The organism is Thalassoroseus pseudoceratinae (assembly GCF_011634775.1).
In the GTDB taxonomy this organism is placed as follows: Bacteria; Planctomycetota; Planctomycetia; order Planctomycetales; family Planctomycetaceae; genus Thalassoroseus; species Thalassoroseus pseudoceratinae.
The window spans coordinates 1185857-1199845 of sequence record NZ_JAALXT010000001.1; the positions used below are offsets into that span (position 1 = coordinate 1185857).

Annotated in this window: 8 protein-coding genes; 5 read left to right on the plus strand and 3 right to left on the minus strand. The window is 55.5% G+C overall.

The features are described from left to right. Positions 1 to 355: 355 nt before the first annotated feature. Positions 356 to 1600, minus strand: a complete 1245-nt coding sequence (locus G6R38_RS04370) for an ammonium transporter (protein ID WP_390881372.1) — start codon at positions 1598 to 1600, stop codon at positions 356 to 358. Positions 1601 to 2346: 746 nt separating this feature from the next. On the opposite strand from G6R38_RS04370, the gene G6R38_RS04375 reads away from it, so the two are divergent. The 4 genes from G6R38_RS04375 (at position 2347) to G6R38_RS04390 (ending at position 7043) form a co-directional block, all read left to right on the plus strand. Then, positions 2347 to 3903, plus strand: coding sequence for a PfkB family carbohydrate kinase (locus G6R38_RS04375; protein ID WP_166820435.1), 1557 nt, complete (start codon positions 2347 to 2349; stop codon positions 3901 to 3903). Positions 3904 to 3987: 84 nt separating this feature from the next. After that, positions 3988 to 5037: a lipopolysaccharide heptosyltransferase II gene (gene waaF, locus G6R38_RS04380; RefSeq protein WP_166820436.1), complete on the plus strand. Its 1050-nt coding sequence runs from the start codon at positions 3988 to 3990 to the stop codon at positions 5035 to 5037. Positions 5038 to 5077: 40 nt separating this feature from the next. Beyond that, a complete protein-coding gene (locus tag G6R38_RS04385; RefSeq protein WP_166820437.1) occupies positions 5078 to 6223 on the plus strand; it encodes a glycosyltransferase family 4 protein in 1146 nt (381 codons plus the stop codon). Beyond that, entirely contained in the window at positions 6204 to 7043 is an 840-nt protein-coding gene (locus G6R38_RS04390) for a lipopolysaccharide kinase InaA family protein (protein ID WP_166820438.1), read from the plus strand. Before G6R38_RS04385 ends, G6R38_RS04390 begins: the two co-directional genes overlap by 20 nt. Before the next feature lie 83 nt (positions 7044 to 7126). Here the strand turns inward: G6R38_RS04390 and glgX are convergent, their stop codons facing one another. Next, positions 7127 to 9379 (minus strand): glycogen debranching protein GlgX, encoded by a 2253-nt coding sequence (gene glgX / locus G6R38_RS04395; protein ID WP_166820439.1) that lies wholly within the window; start codon positions 9377 to 9379, stop codon positions 7127 to 7129. A gap of 268 nt (positions 9380 to 9647) precedes the next feature. On the opposite strand from glgX, the gene G6R38_RS04400 reads away from it, so the two are divergent. Beyond that, positions 9648 to 11978, plus strand: coding sequence for a PSD1 and planctomycete cytochrome C domain-containing protein (locus G6R38_RS04400; RefSeq protein ID WP_206028452.1), 2331 nt, complete (start codon positions 9648 to 9650; stop codon positions 11976 to 11978). Positions 11979 to 12015: 37 nt separating this feature from the next. Here G6R38_RS04400 and G6R38_RS04405 read toward each other — a convergent pair whose 3' ends face one another. Next, complete coding sequence (locus G6R38_RS04405; RefSeq protein WP_166820440.1) at positions 12016 to 13968, minus strand: ATP-dependent helicase; 1953 nt, start codon at positions 13966 to 13968, stop codon at positions 12016 to 12018. Positions 13969 to 13989: the final 21 nt, after the last annotated feature.

The following is a 13989-nucleotide window of genomic DNA, read 5'->3' on the forward strand; positions in this document are numbered from 1 at the left end:
TTCTCTACGGGCACAAAATCTTGTGACTCGGTCTCCGGGTCACTTAGGAGGATATCGGGCGATATTCGATAGCATCCGCATGGAAATCGGTTTGCTTCCCGTTCGATCGACGCAGCGCGCACGGTTGGAAGAGATGGTCCGACGACGACACGAATTCCCAGCCGTACCCATTGTATCGGTCACAGCAACTACCGGCGTTCCAAGCCTTAAAGAGAGTTCCCTCAAGTAGTAACGGCGGACGAAAGCGCGCAAAAAAACGGAGCAGCTTGAAATCTTTTCAAGCCACCCCGTAAAACTCGAACTCTTTAATCCGCGTCCGTGCAGCGAGTTCTCCCTTCAGAGCTTCTTCACACAATTAGGTAGGCTGCTCGTAAGCGTGCATGCCGTGCTCGCAAAGGTCCAAGCCCTTCATTTCTTCTTCTGGTGAGACGCGGAGCAAACCGACGACCTTCAGGACCAGGAAGAGAACGAACATCGTTGCGAATGCCCAAATTGGAATGGCGATCGAGCCGATGATCTGAGCCATCATGTCTTTGTCGGCACCGAAGATACCCGTGGCAATCCCGCCCCAGATACCACAGAGACCGTGCACAGGCCATGCACCGACAGGATCGTCGATCTTGACCATGTCCAAGAAGATAATCCCCAAAACAACCAACACACCAGCCACAGCACCAATGATGACCGATTCCAAGTTCGTCACACAATCACAGTTCGCGGTGATCCCAACGAGACCGGCGAGGATACCGTTCAATGCCATCGACAAATCTGGCTTACCGAACATGCACCAGGACGTGACCATCGCGAGGAAACCACCAGCGGCAGCGGCCATCAGGGTGTTGACAGCGATCAGCAAGGTTGCGTTGATGTTTGCAGCACTGGAGAAGTCCAACTGACTACCAGGGTTAAAGCCGAACCAACCCACCCAGAGGATGAACACACCCAGTGATGCGACGGTCAGGTTGTGACCGGGCATTGCTTGAGCTTTGCCAGTCGTTTCGTTGAACTTACCGATACGCGGCCCAAGCAAGATGGCACCGGCGAGACCTGCGAATCCACCACAAGCGTGCACGACGAGCGAACCAGCGAAGTCGTGGAAACCACGTTCGTTCAACCAGCCACCGCCCCATTTCCAGTAACCGCTGATCGGGTAGATGATGGCGGTCAACACGGCACTGTAGACCAAGTAGCCCGTGAACTTCATCCGTCCGGCGACGGCACCGGAAACAATCGTTGCTGCGGTCGCGGCAAAGGCAACTTGGAACAGGAAGTCCGCTTGTGGGAACATCGTTCCGCCGGTGACATCGGCAGCGGCCAAGGTTTCAGCCGGGAACAAACCGCCCCACTTGAACCATCCGTTTCCGCCGTCTCCGGGGTACATCAGGTTGAAACCAACGAGCCAGAACAGCAACGCACCAATACACAGGTCCATCGCGTTCTTGAACAGGATGTTGACGGTGTTCTTCGAGGCGTTGAACCCCGATTCCACCATCGAAAAGCCGGCCTGCATAAACAGCACCAGGACGGCACAGATGAACAACATGATGTTCGTGATTGCGTACCAAACCTGCGTCTCTTGCGGGATTTCCTCGTACGTCATCTCGGGGGCGGCTTCGGCAGCTTCTTCGTCACTGGCTTCCGCCTCTTCACCGGCTTCCTCACTGCCCGCTTCTGGGCTGGTTGCAGCTGGTTCCTCATCCTGGGCAAATGCCGGGACCGGACTAAAGACCGGATTGAGGAAAACAATACCGCTCAGAAGTGCTCCGAGCGCAAGTAAGCGTTTCATGGATGGTTCCCTTTCGCAGATGGTGCATCACGTTGGACTACAAAAATGTTCAAATAGGATGCAAAGAGAAATCGAAGGCAGCACCGGCCCCACGATCACAGCTCCACATCATCACGGTGAGTTAATTCCGAAGTGTCTCCAAGCAACGGTCGCGGGTGAGTGGAGGGAAAACCTGCCCCGCGTCATCAAAAGCTGAGGACTTTCAATAAAATTGGCAGAACGCAATTTGTATGCCTGTCCTGCCCGAGTTCTGAGCATCTAGAATTTTCGATGAAGAAATTGCGGTTTTCCCTGTGATTCGAGCGACTTTTTTTTGGGCAGCCACTTGAAAATAGCGAACAAAGGTCGCGAGCGCAGGGACCGTTGCCCAACATGCAAGCGTCGATGCTCAATCTGATGGCACAATTTCGGCGATCTGAGAGCAGCCTGTGGTTTGAATCGGGATTGACGCATTTGCGGTCGGTTGTCAACATGCCGCCGCTTCCGAAACCGCAGCCGAATCATGGGTGTTCATTCGGATTCTCAATTGCACGTTGTCAGCATGAAGGCCAGACAAACCAATGTCTTATCATCTCATTGATGCGGTCGAGGGACTTGGAGAACCGCGTTTGCTCGTCTTGGGGGATCTGATTCTTGATCGGTACATCTGGGGAGATGCCGAGCGAATCAGCCAAGAGGCCCCTGTTGTCACGCTGCGGGAAGAACGACAAGAAGTCCGACTCGGCGGAGCGGCAAACGTCGCTCAGATGCTGTGCGGTTTAAATGCCGAAGTCACGGTGGCAGGCGTCGTCGGTGCCGATGCCGATGCCCAAGTGCTCCGACGGCAATTGGAAAAAATTGGTGCCGACTGTGTTGGCGTGGTGGATGATCCGTCCCGCCCCACGACCGTGAAACAACGTTACCTAGGACACGCACCGCATCGACATCCGCATCAGATGCTGCGGGTCGACCGGGAAACTCGGGAAGCAGTCTCGGCAGAGGTTGCCGACGAAATTCGCCGATCGATCTCCTCGCGACTCTCCGAATTCGATGCCATTCTGATCTCGGACTATGCCAAAGGCGTATGTACCGCAGAAGTCGTCGGCCCACTCATCGAACAAGCACGAAAAGCGGGCATTCCGGTTTTGGCCGATCCGCCAGGAAGTGGAGTGGGCTCCCATTTCGCCGGTGCAACCGCGATTACGCCGAACCGTGTTGAAACCGGGCGAATGACGGGACGCTCAATCTCGACAGTCGATGAAGCCTTCGCCGCCGGAGAACAACTCTGCCGCGAACTGAATCTCGATCACATTTACGTCACGCTCGACAGTGATGGAATCGCGTTGGTCCAAGCGGATGGTCGTCGCGAAATGCACCCGACCCGCAAACGGGAAGTCTGCGACATCACTGGTGCCGGTGACATGGTCATTTCGATGATCGGCCTCGGTTTGGCGGCGGGAATTTCCACCGGCGATCTGTGCAAACTTGCCAACGTCGCCGGGGGATTGGAAGTCGAACAAATCGGTGTCGTCACGTTGAGTCGTGAGGAAATCATTGCCGATTTGCTGCACGGTGCCCGGTCGGTCGAAGACAAAGTTGCCGAACTGTCCCATGTCAAACGACACATCAGTGCTCGCCGCAAACTTGGGCAACGCATCGTGATGACCAACGGATGTTTCGATCTCTTGCACGTTGGGCACGTCGGTTATCTCGAACAAGCTGCTCGTGAGGGCGATTGTCTTGTCGTTGCCATCAATAGCGACGAAAGCATCCGTGGCTTGGGGAAAGGCGACGACCGCCCGATTTTCGATCAACAACACCGATCCACCATGTTGGCGGCTTTGGAAGCGGTGGATTATGTGGTCGTTTTTGGCGAAGCAACGCCGCATGCCGTGATCGACGCACTCCAACCAGACATGCTTGTCAAAGGCGGAACGTACGCCAAGGAAGAAATCGTCGGTTGGGAGATGGTTGAAGCCTACGGCGGAACGGTCAAACCGATGGGCGAGACACCGGGCATGTCCACGACGCGAATTCTGCAACGCATTCGCGGTCTCGATACGCCCGACGTGTTGCCGCATCCATCGGCTCGCGACACGAAGACCGACCCAACGCTCCCGGAACGCAAAGCCGGTTAATCGGGGCAAAGACCAGTCTCGGAATGCGACCCATCGTCGAAACTTGCTGCAGTCATACGAACGTCAACCGCGCGAGAGCAACCCATGAAAATCGGAGTTTTTCTCCCCAATTGGATCGGCGATGCAGTCATGGCGACGCCGGCGCTCAGGGCGTTGCGGAATCAATTTCTCTCCGCTGAGATCGTCGGGATTTGCCGACCGTACGTGGCCGATGTCCTTGCTGGTCTAGACAGCCTGGACCGTGTGATGTTCTACAATCCGCGTGGGAAAGATCGAAACCTTCAAGGTTGGCGAATGGCGCGGACCCTGTTTCGCGAACAATTCGACACCCTCGTGCTGCTGCCGAACTCCATGCGGTCGGCGTTGATGGCGTGTGTATCGCGAGCGCCAACGCGGGTCGGTTTCGCGCGAGACGGTCGAACCTTGCTACTCACGCACCCTGTGCGACCGAAACCAAAATCCGATCCGAACCCGGTGCTCGATGAATATCTTCGACTGACAGAACAACTCGGATGTCGCCCGCTCTCGAAGCAAACCGAACTGGCTGTGCTACCGGAGGATCGGGAACAGCTATCGAACTTCTGGGCCACACAACCGGCAGCGTTTCTGGAACGTCCGTTGGTTTGCCTGAATCCGGGAGGTGCGTTCGGGGCGGCGAAACATTGGCCCGCCGAACACTTCGCAGGCTTGGCGAATCGATTTGCCAACGAGTTGGGAAAATCGGTGTTAGTGCTGTGTGGACCGGCCGAACAAGAAATTGCTCGGCAAATCGTCAACGAAACGCAACACAAATTCGTGACTAGTCTCGCGGAGTTCCCCCCCAGCATCGGTTTGACGAAAGCCTGTGTGGAGTCGGCGGAATTGTTGGTCACGACGGATTCCGGACCCCGGCATTTTGCCCAACCATTCAACGTCCCCACCGTCACGCTGTTCGGGCCAACACACATCGCATGGAGCGAAACCTACGCACCGCAAGCAATTCATCTGCAACTAGACGTGGATTGCGGTCCGTGCCAAAAACGGGTGTGCCCGTTGAAACATCATCGGTGCATGAACGAACTCACGCCGGACGCGGTTTTTCGGGCATCCAATCAACTCTTGGCCCAGCAACCAAAACGTCGTCGAGTCGCCTAAGCTGCTCGAATTCTTTGCGCTCCCGAACTTGGAAACCGTGATGCACATCGCCTTCGTCAAGAAACGATTCTCACTTCGTTGCGGAGGCTCTGAACGCTACACGGTGACCTTGTCACGACAGTTTCAGAAGCTCGGTCATCAAGTGAGCGTCATTGGCGAGCACATCGACGAAGACCTGACTGACGAAGTCGAATTCATTCCTGTGAAGACCAATCGGCTCACCTCGGCGGCTCACAACCACTCGTTCGCCGTGCGAGCGGGTCACATTGCTGACCAACGGAACTTCGACATCGTTTACGGCATTGGTCGCGCTTACGGATTGGATGCGGTTCGCGTCACGGAGCGGTTGCAATCGCATTGGCTTGGCGTGCGGTATCGCAACGGCATTTCTCGGGCCTTGCAGCGGATAAATCCTCGGCACCGTACTCTCATTGAGTTGGAACGGGTGATCTACAATTCCGACTCCGTTCGTCGCGTGGTCACGCAGTCTCATTTGGATCGCGAGTTGGTTCAGAAGTACTACAACGTCCCCGAGCACAAACTGCGAACGATTTATAACGGCGTCGACACCGAGTTGTTTCATCCGGGTGTGAAATCGGAACGCAATGTGGTGCGAGATGAGTTGGGGATCTCGGCCGACGCACAACTGCTGGTGTTTGCTTCGATGGACTTCGAAGGCAAAGGGCTGCGTTCAATCCTACGGGCCATCGCATATTCCAAACACCGGGAGACGGAATTGCTCGTCCTGGGCACAGGACCGGTGCGAAAGTTTCAGCGGATCGCCGAACAACTCGGAATTGCACGCCGCATTCACTTCGCTGGCAGACGCAGCGACATCCAACGCTGCTACGGAGCAGGGGACCTGTTCATTCTTCCGACGGCGTATGAGCCATTTCCGAATGTCAACTTGGAAGCGATGGCTTGTGGACTGCCGGTGATGACTTCCACAACATCCGGCGGAGCCGACATCGTCACCCCCGGCGAAACCGGTTGGCTGGTGCCGACAGTTCATTCCGTCGACGAGATGATCGACGGCATCAACCTGCACTTCGACCTCACGGGAAGGGAACTTGAAGCGATGTCCGCCCGGTGCGTCCAGACGGCCCAGCAAATGCCCATCGAAAACAACATTCGCCAGACACTGCAACTTTTTGAGGAAGTCCTTGATGAAAAGCGGGCTGCTTGACCCGACGGTCACCACGTCATTGCAAACGACGGACTTCGATCATGGTCGACTCCGCATCGCGAATGACTTTGTGGAACTGTTCCGGCAAGATGATCGACTGACCTTCGCCTCACTGATGGATTCCTCGATTGGTACGGTGGCGAAGAATGTGCTCGCGGAACGTGTGACGAGCCGCTTCACTCTGACCGCTCCCGACGGCAGCGAACGTGCGTTTTACATCAAGCGTCACGAACCGTCACCGTGGCGGGAATACCTCAAGCCGTATTTGCGACTTCGCCGGCCGATTCTCGGTGCACGAAACGAGTGGAATGCGATTCAGCACTTCCATGCGGAAAACATCCCCACGATGACGCCCGTTGCAATTGGCGAAGACGGACGGCGTTCCTTTCTCATCACCGAAGCCATCGAGAACTGTTGCAAGTTGTCCGACTACCTCGCGGCTCCCGAAACGACCGCGGACACGGTGCAGCGGATGTCGACCAACATTGCCAAGCTAGCGCGACGAATGCACGCCGCCGGCTTGCACCATCAGGATTTCTACTTGGGGCATCTCATGGTGCCGGAAGCCGATGTTTGGTCGAAACTATTGGTGATCGATCTCGGCCGAGCACGTCGGGTCCCCCGCTTGAGTCAACATTGGATCGTGAAGGATCTTTCGCAACTGCTGTATTCCGCTCGTGACTTGACCGATTGGGATGTCAACGAGTTCCTCGAAGTGTATCTCGATCGCCCACTTCAGCAATCCGATCGGCGATTTTACAACCGCATCGGTAGTAAGGTTGCGGGGATCAAGCAGCATTCCGAGAAGAACCAACTATGATGAAATCGCGAACGGTGCTCCGTCGGTAGGACTTTCGTCAGACACACGCAGCACCGATTCCACGCGAATCTTTCGATCGTCCGTTAATGAACTGTCTTCTCATCTTCAGGTGATTTGAGTCGCAACATCACCAACGCCGCCGGTTGGACGGTGTATTGGGATTCCGCCGGGAACACTTCCACTTCCGCCTCCTGATCGGCCGTGTCGAGCACCAATTCCCATGGGTAACTTTCATCCGTCATCGGAAGCGTGAAGTCGATTGGGTTTGCTTGGTCGCCGTTGAAGCACAGGAGCAGGGTATCGCCGGATATTTGCTCGCCGTGCTCGTCCACGTCGATCGAATCACCAAAGAGAATCACGCCGACACTGCGGGCGAATCCCGTATTCCAACCCTCGGCGTCCATTTCCTCGCCATCGGGGTAGAGCCAAGCGATGTCCGGCGCGTTGGAACCTTCGATCGCTTCGCCGTGGAAGAAACGGCGGCGTCTCAAGACCGGCTGACTCTGCCAAATGCGGATCACCTCACGTGTGAAATTCAGGAGTTTTTGCTGTCGTTCGTCGAGGTCCCAGTTCAGCCATGTCAGTTCATTGTCCTGACAATACGTGTTGTTGTTCCCGTGCTTCGTGTGACCGATCTCATCGCCCGCCAGCAACATCGGTACGCCTTGCGAGAACATCAACGTCGCGAGCATGCTGCGTTTTTTGCGTTCGCGAAACTCGATGATTTGTGGATCATCCGTCGGCCCTTCGACACCACAGTTCCAACTGATGTTGTCGTCCGCCCCGTCATTGCCGTCCTCTCCGTTGGCCTCGTTGTGCTTCTCGTTGTAAGACACCAAGTCGTTCAGATTGAACCCGTCGTGGCAAGTAATAAAATTGATGCTCGCGTGGGGTCGACGACTCGACCATTCATAGAGATCACTGGACCCACAGAATCGCGTGGCAAACTCGCTGACAACGCCACCGTCGCCCTTCCAGAAACTTCGGACCGTGTCTCGGTACTTGCCGTTCCATTCCGACCAACCAATCGGGAAGTTGCCAACCTGATACCCGCCTTCGCCCAAGTCCCATGGTTCAGCGATCAACTTGCATTGGCTGATGATTGGGTCTTGATGGATGATGTCGAAGAACGCGCCCAGTTTATTGACCTCGTGCAGTTCCCGGGCAAGTGTGCTGGCTAGGTCGAAGCGGAAACCGTCGACGTGCATTTCCGTGATCCAGTACCGCAGACTATCCATGATGAGTTGCAGCACTCGGGGGTTCGTCATGTCAAAGGTGTTGCCGCAACCGGTGTAGTCCATGTAGTAACGGGGATCTTCGGGCGACAGCCGATAGTAAGCCGCATTGTCAATTCCGCGGAACGACAACGTCGGCCCCATCTGATTGCCTTCAGCGGTGTGGTTGTAGACAACATCGAGGATGACTTCGATATCGGCGGCGTGGAGGTTTCGGACCATCGTCTTGAATTCGCGGACCGTGTCCAACCCTTCCGACTCCGAAGCAAACCAAGACTGCGGAGCAAAATACCCGAGTGTGTTGTAGCCCCAATAATTCGTCAAACCTTTGTCGATCAGGTGGCGGTCATTCGGGAAATACTGCACCGGCAGAAGTTCCACCGCATTGACGCCCAAATTCTTCAAATGATTGATGGACGGCTCTGAACCCAGTCCCATGTAGGTTCCTTGCCATGCTTCTTGAATCTCGGGATGCCGCTTCGTGAAACCACGAACGTGCATCTCGTAGATGACCGTCCGATTCCACGGATGATTCGGGCGGCGATCATCTCCCCACGTGAACGCCGGATCGACAACCATCGCCAACGGCGCATACGCAGCACCGTTACGCGAATCAAAGGACAAGTCCTCTTCAGAGTTCCCGATTTCATAACCGAACAGCGAATCGTCCCAGTTAGCGCGTCGCGCAATGGCCTTGGCATAGGGATCGAGCAACACTTTGTTCGGATTGAATCGATGCCCCTGCGACGGTTCGTACGGACCATGAACCCGGTATCCGTAGATCTGTCCGGGAATGACGTCCGGAAGATAACAATGCCAAACCAAGTCGGTCTGTTCGGGCATCGGAATCCGGATGGATTCCTGTTCCGCATCCGGAGTGTCGAAAAGACAGAGTTCGACCTTGGTGGCGTTCTCGGCATACAACGCGAAGTTGACCCCCTTGCCATCCCAAGTCGCCCCCAGAGGATAAGAGCGTCCCGTCCAGACCCGTCGAACTTGTGACGGCACCCCCGTCCGTTGTTCCTGCGTTCGAACACCTCGGACCCGTTTATCCTTGCCAACGGGTCGCTTTGTTTTGGTTGGCTTATTCGAAGTTGCCATAAAGTTCTTTCGTGGGGTCCATTGACTTCAGGTCAAAAGTTGCCCGAAGTTCCGTTTCTCTTTAGTGATGACGCGGTTTGACCGGTGGCCGTCAACTTCATCACTGCTGCACACATCATAGTCATCATTGGCAAGAGAGAACAGACAGCACAATTCGCAAGCCTTGCCGTTCAACTCGCATTGCCCCACCGCGACAGTTAGAATAAATCAATCCCTATTCATTCGAAAATGAGAACGAACCGAACCTTCGGTCTTCCAAGGTGACAAGATGAGCATTGCTGAATTTCGCCTCGCATCGTGCTTGCTTCTCATGTTTGCCCTCACGCTGCCATTGCCTCTCAGTGCCGATGAACAAAAACCGACCATCGACGAAACGCACTCGCAGAAGATGAAAGCCGGCTTGGTCTTGTTCAAGGACCATGTTCGCGAAATTCTGGTCGAGAAATGCTTGGAGTGCCACGGTGGGAAATCTACGAAAGCGGACTTCGATCTGGCCACCCGTGAGAACTTGCTCGAAAGCGGTTATGTCGGAAAAAATGCAGACGACAGTTATTTGCTCGAATTGATCAAGCACACTGCCGAACCACATATGCCGTTCAAGGCTCCAAGGCTCTCCGAAACGGAAATCGATCACATCGAAAAATGGCTCGATCTCGGCGCGCCGTTCGATAAGCCTTTGGTCGATGGCAAGACGACCACAGCGAAAACATCGACCGTCACCGACGCCGACCGCGAGTTCTGGTCCTTCCGTCCGCTGCAAGTTGTCTCACCACCGGCATCAAAGGGAAAGCAGGAGACGGACCGAAACGCGATTGACGCATTTGTCCGCAAGCGACTCGCTGAAAACGAATTGGACTTGCTCCCGCCAGCAGACAAAGCCGTCTTAATTCGACGTCTTTCGTTCGACTTGCTTGGCTTGCCACCGACTCCGCAGCAAGTGGCGGAATTCGTCGCGGACCCCGATCCCAATGCCTACGAAAAGCTCGTCGAAAGACTGCTAGATTCGCCGCGTTACGGTGAGCGGTGGGCACGGCATTGGATGGATGTGGCCCGTTTCGCCGAGAGTCATGGCTACGAGCAAGACTACAACCGCCCACACGCTTATCACTACCGTGATTTTCTCGTCCAGGCCCTAAACGATGACATGCCTTACGACCAATTTGTTCGTTGGCAGATCGCGGGTGACGAGTTCGCTCCCGAGAATCCGTTGGCGATGATGGCCACTGGATTTCTCGGTGCCGGTGCGTTCCCAACCCAACTCACCGAACAGGAATTCGAATCGGCTCGATACGATGAACTCGACGACATAATCGGCACCATCGGCACGGCATTCCTTGGATTGACCGTGGGCTGTGCTCGCTGTCACGACCACAAATTCGATCCCATTTCAGCACGCGACTACTACCAACTCGCGGCCACATTCGCGACGACCATCCGCAGCGAAATCGAACTTCCCCGAGACCCCCAAACCGGACTTCCCGCAGGTCCGGTGGTGAAACCATCCAAGGACGAGAAAGCCAACACCGCGAAGAAAACCGCCGTGCCCAAGGTCAAGGTGCAAGTCACTTCGGAGGGCTATCCGCATATGAAACACCATGCGGACGGTCGTGGTTTCCCACACTTTTACCCGGAAGTCCACTACCTCAAACGTGGTGATGCCAACCAAAAAGACGGAGTCGCGGACGCCGGATACTTGGACGTTCTGAAACGCAACGGAAAAGGCGATGACTATTGGACTGTCACGCCGCCGGAAGACTCCCAGCAGAGTTTTCGGCGAACAGGCATAGCGAATTGGCTGACCGACACAACCAACGGTGCCGGACATTTGGCGGCCCGCGTGATCGTTAATCGCCTCTGGCATCACCACTTCGGTCGGGGCATCGTGAGCACACCGAGCGACTTTGGTTTCCAAGGCGGACGACCATCACATCCCGAATTGCTGGATTGGCTCGCGGTCGATCTTGTTCATCACGGTTGGAAACTCAAGCGTTTGCACAAACTGATCGTCATGAGCCAGACCTATCGGCAACAGACGGCTCCTGATGAAGCCACCGCGAAGGAACTTGCGTTGCGAACGTCGCTATTCGGTCGCTGGTCGCCACGCCGACTCGAAGCCGAAGCAATCCGTGACGGCATGCTCGCCGTCAGTGGATTACTCGATGAAACGCCGTTCGGTCCTGGCACTCTGAACCAGAACATGAAACGCCGCAGCATCTACTTCTTCATCAAACGCAGCCAACTCATTCCGACCATGATGTTGTTCGACTGGCCCGAACATCTTGTCGGCATCGGTCGCCGCAGCACAACGACGGTCGCGCCACAAGCCCTTGCGTTTTTAAACAGTCCACAATGCCGACAATACGCCGAAGGACTTGCCAACCGAACGGACGGTTTGGAAACAACGGCCGCCATCGAAAAGGTCTACCAGCTACTTTTCAGTCGCGAGCCAACAATGGAAGAAGCGGAAATCTCTCAACAATTCCTCACAATGCAGGCGGAACTCCACAACGAAGCGAACCCGCAGAAAGCCCAACGTCTTGCACTGGTCGATTGGTGCCAAATGATGCTCAGCACCAACGAGTTCTTATATCTCCAGTAGGGCAGTCGGAGTCCCACGGTGTCGGACCGGTCGTGTGTTAAGACTCTGCAACCGTGTGGGCGTTCTGCATTTCCCAAAGAAACCGTGACGGGTGCGAATCCCGTTTGCGGCCCCACTTCGTTCGTGCAACAGCTCGCGTGAGCGTCAGGTGATCCTTGGCCCGTGTGATGCCGACATATGCCAGCCGGCGTTCCTCAGCAATGCTTTTTTCTCCGACTTCCAGCGAACGGCGGTGCGGGAGAATGCCTTCCTCCATACCGACCAAATAGACCCGCGAGAACTCCAGACCTTTGGCGGAGTGCAGCGTCATCAAACGCACGCCGTCACTCTTCATAGGATCGCTCTTTCCAAAACCGTCGTCGCCGCCGATCAGGGCGGACTCTTCAAGAAAGTTCGTCAACGTCGGCTTTTCAGTGCGTTCAGCGTGTTCACGAAGTGCAGTGACCAGTTGATCGAGCATCGCCCGTTTGGCCACCCGCATCTCCTCCTTCGGATACTGCTTGGCAATTTCGTTGTCATAACCGATCTCCTGAATCAGAGCTTCGGCATGGGTAGCCATCGCCTTCGGAGACTCCTGAAACCGCGATCGATAACGGTTGAGTAAATCGTAAAACGCAACCGCCGATTGAGCGGCTTTCTTGGAGACTTCGCCCGCTTCAACCGCCTCCGGTAGTGTTTCCCACAATGTCCGCCCACTCTTGACGGCTCGCTCGAGAAGTTTCTCGACCGACGTCGTTCCCACACCGCGAGCGGGCACATTGATGATCCGCAACAACGAAACCTCATCCGCCGGATTCGCCAGCAGCTTCAAATACGCCAGCATGTCCTTGATTTCTCGACGATCGAAGAACGATTGCCCGCCAAGCAGCACATACCGCACCCGCTTGCGGCGAAACTCCTGTTCAAGCACACGAGGTTGCTCGTTTGTTCGGAAAAGAACCGCGATGTCGCTGGGATCAACTTTCTCGCGATTCACCAGACTTTCGATCTCGGCAACCACGAACTCGGCTTCCTTGGCTTCATCCTCAAACGCGAAGCAACGCACCTCGCTCGCCGAACGCTTGTGGGCCCGCAGAACTTTGTCGTGCCGAGCAGAGTTGTGCCGGACCAGCCGGTTCGCCAGGTCCAAAATCCGATCGGTGCAGCGGTAATTGTCTTCCAGCCGAACCACCTTTGCGCCCGGGAAATGACCGGCGAAATTCAAAATGTGCTCCACCTCCGCGCCACGCCAACCGTAGATTGATTGGTCATCGTCACCGACAACGCAAATGTTGCGATGGGGTTCCACGAGTTTTTCAATGATTTGAAACTGCGTGCCGTTCGTGTCCTGATATTCGTCGATTTGCACGTGATCGAAACGATCTTGTTGACGTTGCAACGTCTCGGGATACTCGTCAAAGAGTTGCAAAGTCAGCAGCAGCAAATCATCGAAATCGACTGCTCCACACGATTTCAGTTTCTGTTGATATCGCCGATAGGCAGTGGCGGCCAGGAAATCGAGGTCGTGATCCGTGTAGTCTTTCGCACGCTCGGGGGACACGCCCACCATCTTCCACTGACTGATCCGATTCAGCAGATCCGCCGGTCGCATCGTCTGATCGGTCACGCGAATATCCCGAAGCGCCGTCCGGGCGGCGGCTTCTTGATCCCCACGATCGTAAATCGTGAAATCAGCGGGGTACCCCAACGCAGTGATTTCTTGACGCAGGATCTTCACGCACAGCGAGTGAAACGTGGAGATGGTCGGCTTCGTTTTTCGCCGCCCCCCAAGCAAACTCATTGCTCGCCCCAGCATCTCGCGAGCGGCTTTGTTCGTGAACGTCACCGAGAGAATGCGTTCCGCTGGCGTCCCGTTTCGGATCAGTTCGGCCATCCGGTAAGTGATGACGCGAGTCTTTCCTGTCCCCGCTCCGGCCAACACCAACAACGGTCCGGAATTCGTCAAAACCGCCTCACGTTGCGGCGGATTCAATTCGGCAAGATGCTGCATGGAAACAGACAGGAAGAGAGG

Excerpts from the sequence above, each read along its gene's own strand:
- G6R38_RS04405 (WP_166820440.1), bottom strand. The coding sequence starts at position 13,968 with ATGCAGCATCTTGCCGAATTGAATCCGCCGCAACGTGAGGCGGTTTTG.
- waaF (WP_166820436.1), top strand. The coding sequence starts at position 3,988 with ATGAAAATCGGAGTTTTTCTCCCCAATTGGATCGGCGATGCAGTCATG.
- G6R38_RS04385 (WP_166820437.1), top strand. The coding sequence starts at position 5,078 with ATGCACATCGCCTTCGTCAAGAAACGATTCTCACTTCGTTGCGGAGGC.
- G6R38_RS04370 (WP_390881372.1), bottom strand. The coding sequence starts at position 1,600 with ATGACGTACGAGGAAATCCCGCAAGAGACGCAGGTTTGGTACGCAATC.
- glgX (WP_166820439.1), bottom strand. The coding sequence starts at position 9,379 with ATGGCAACTTCGAATAAGCCAACCAAAACAAAGCGACCCGTTGGCAAG.
- G6R38_RS04375 (WP_166820435.1), top strand. The coding sequence starts at position 2,347 with ATGTCTTATCATCTCATTGATGCGGTCGAGGGACTTGGAGAACCGCGT.
- G6R38_RS04400 (WP_206028452.1), top strand. The coding sequence starts at position 9,648 with ATGAGCATTGCTGAATTTCGCCTCGCATCGTGCTTGCTTCTCATGTTT.
- G6R38_RS04390 (WP_166820438.1), top strand. The coding sequence starts at position 6,204 with ATGAAAAGCGGGCTGCTTGACCCGACGGTCACCACGTCATTGCAAACG.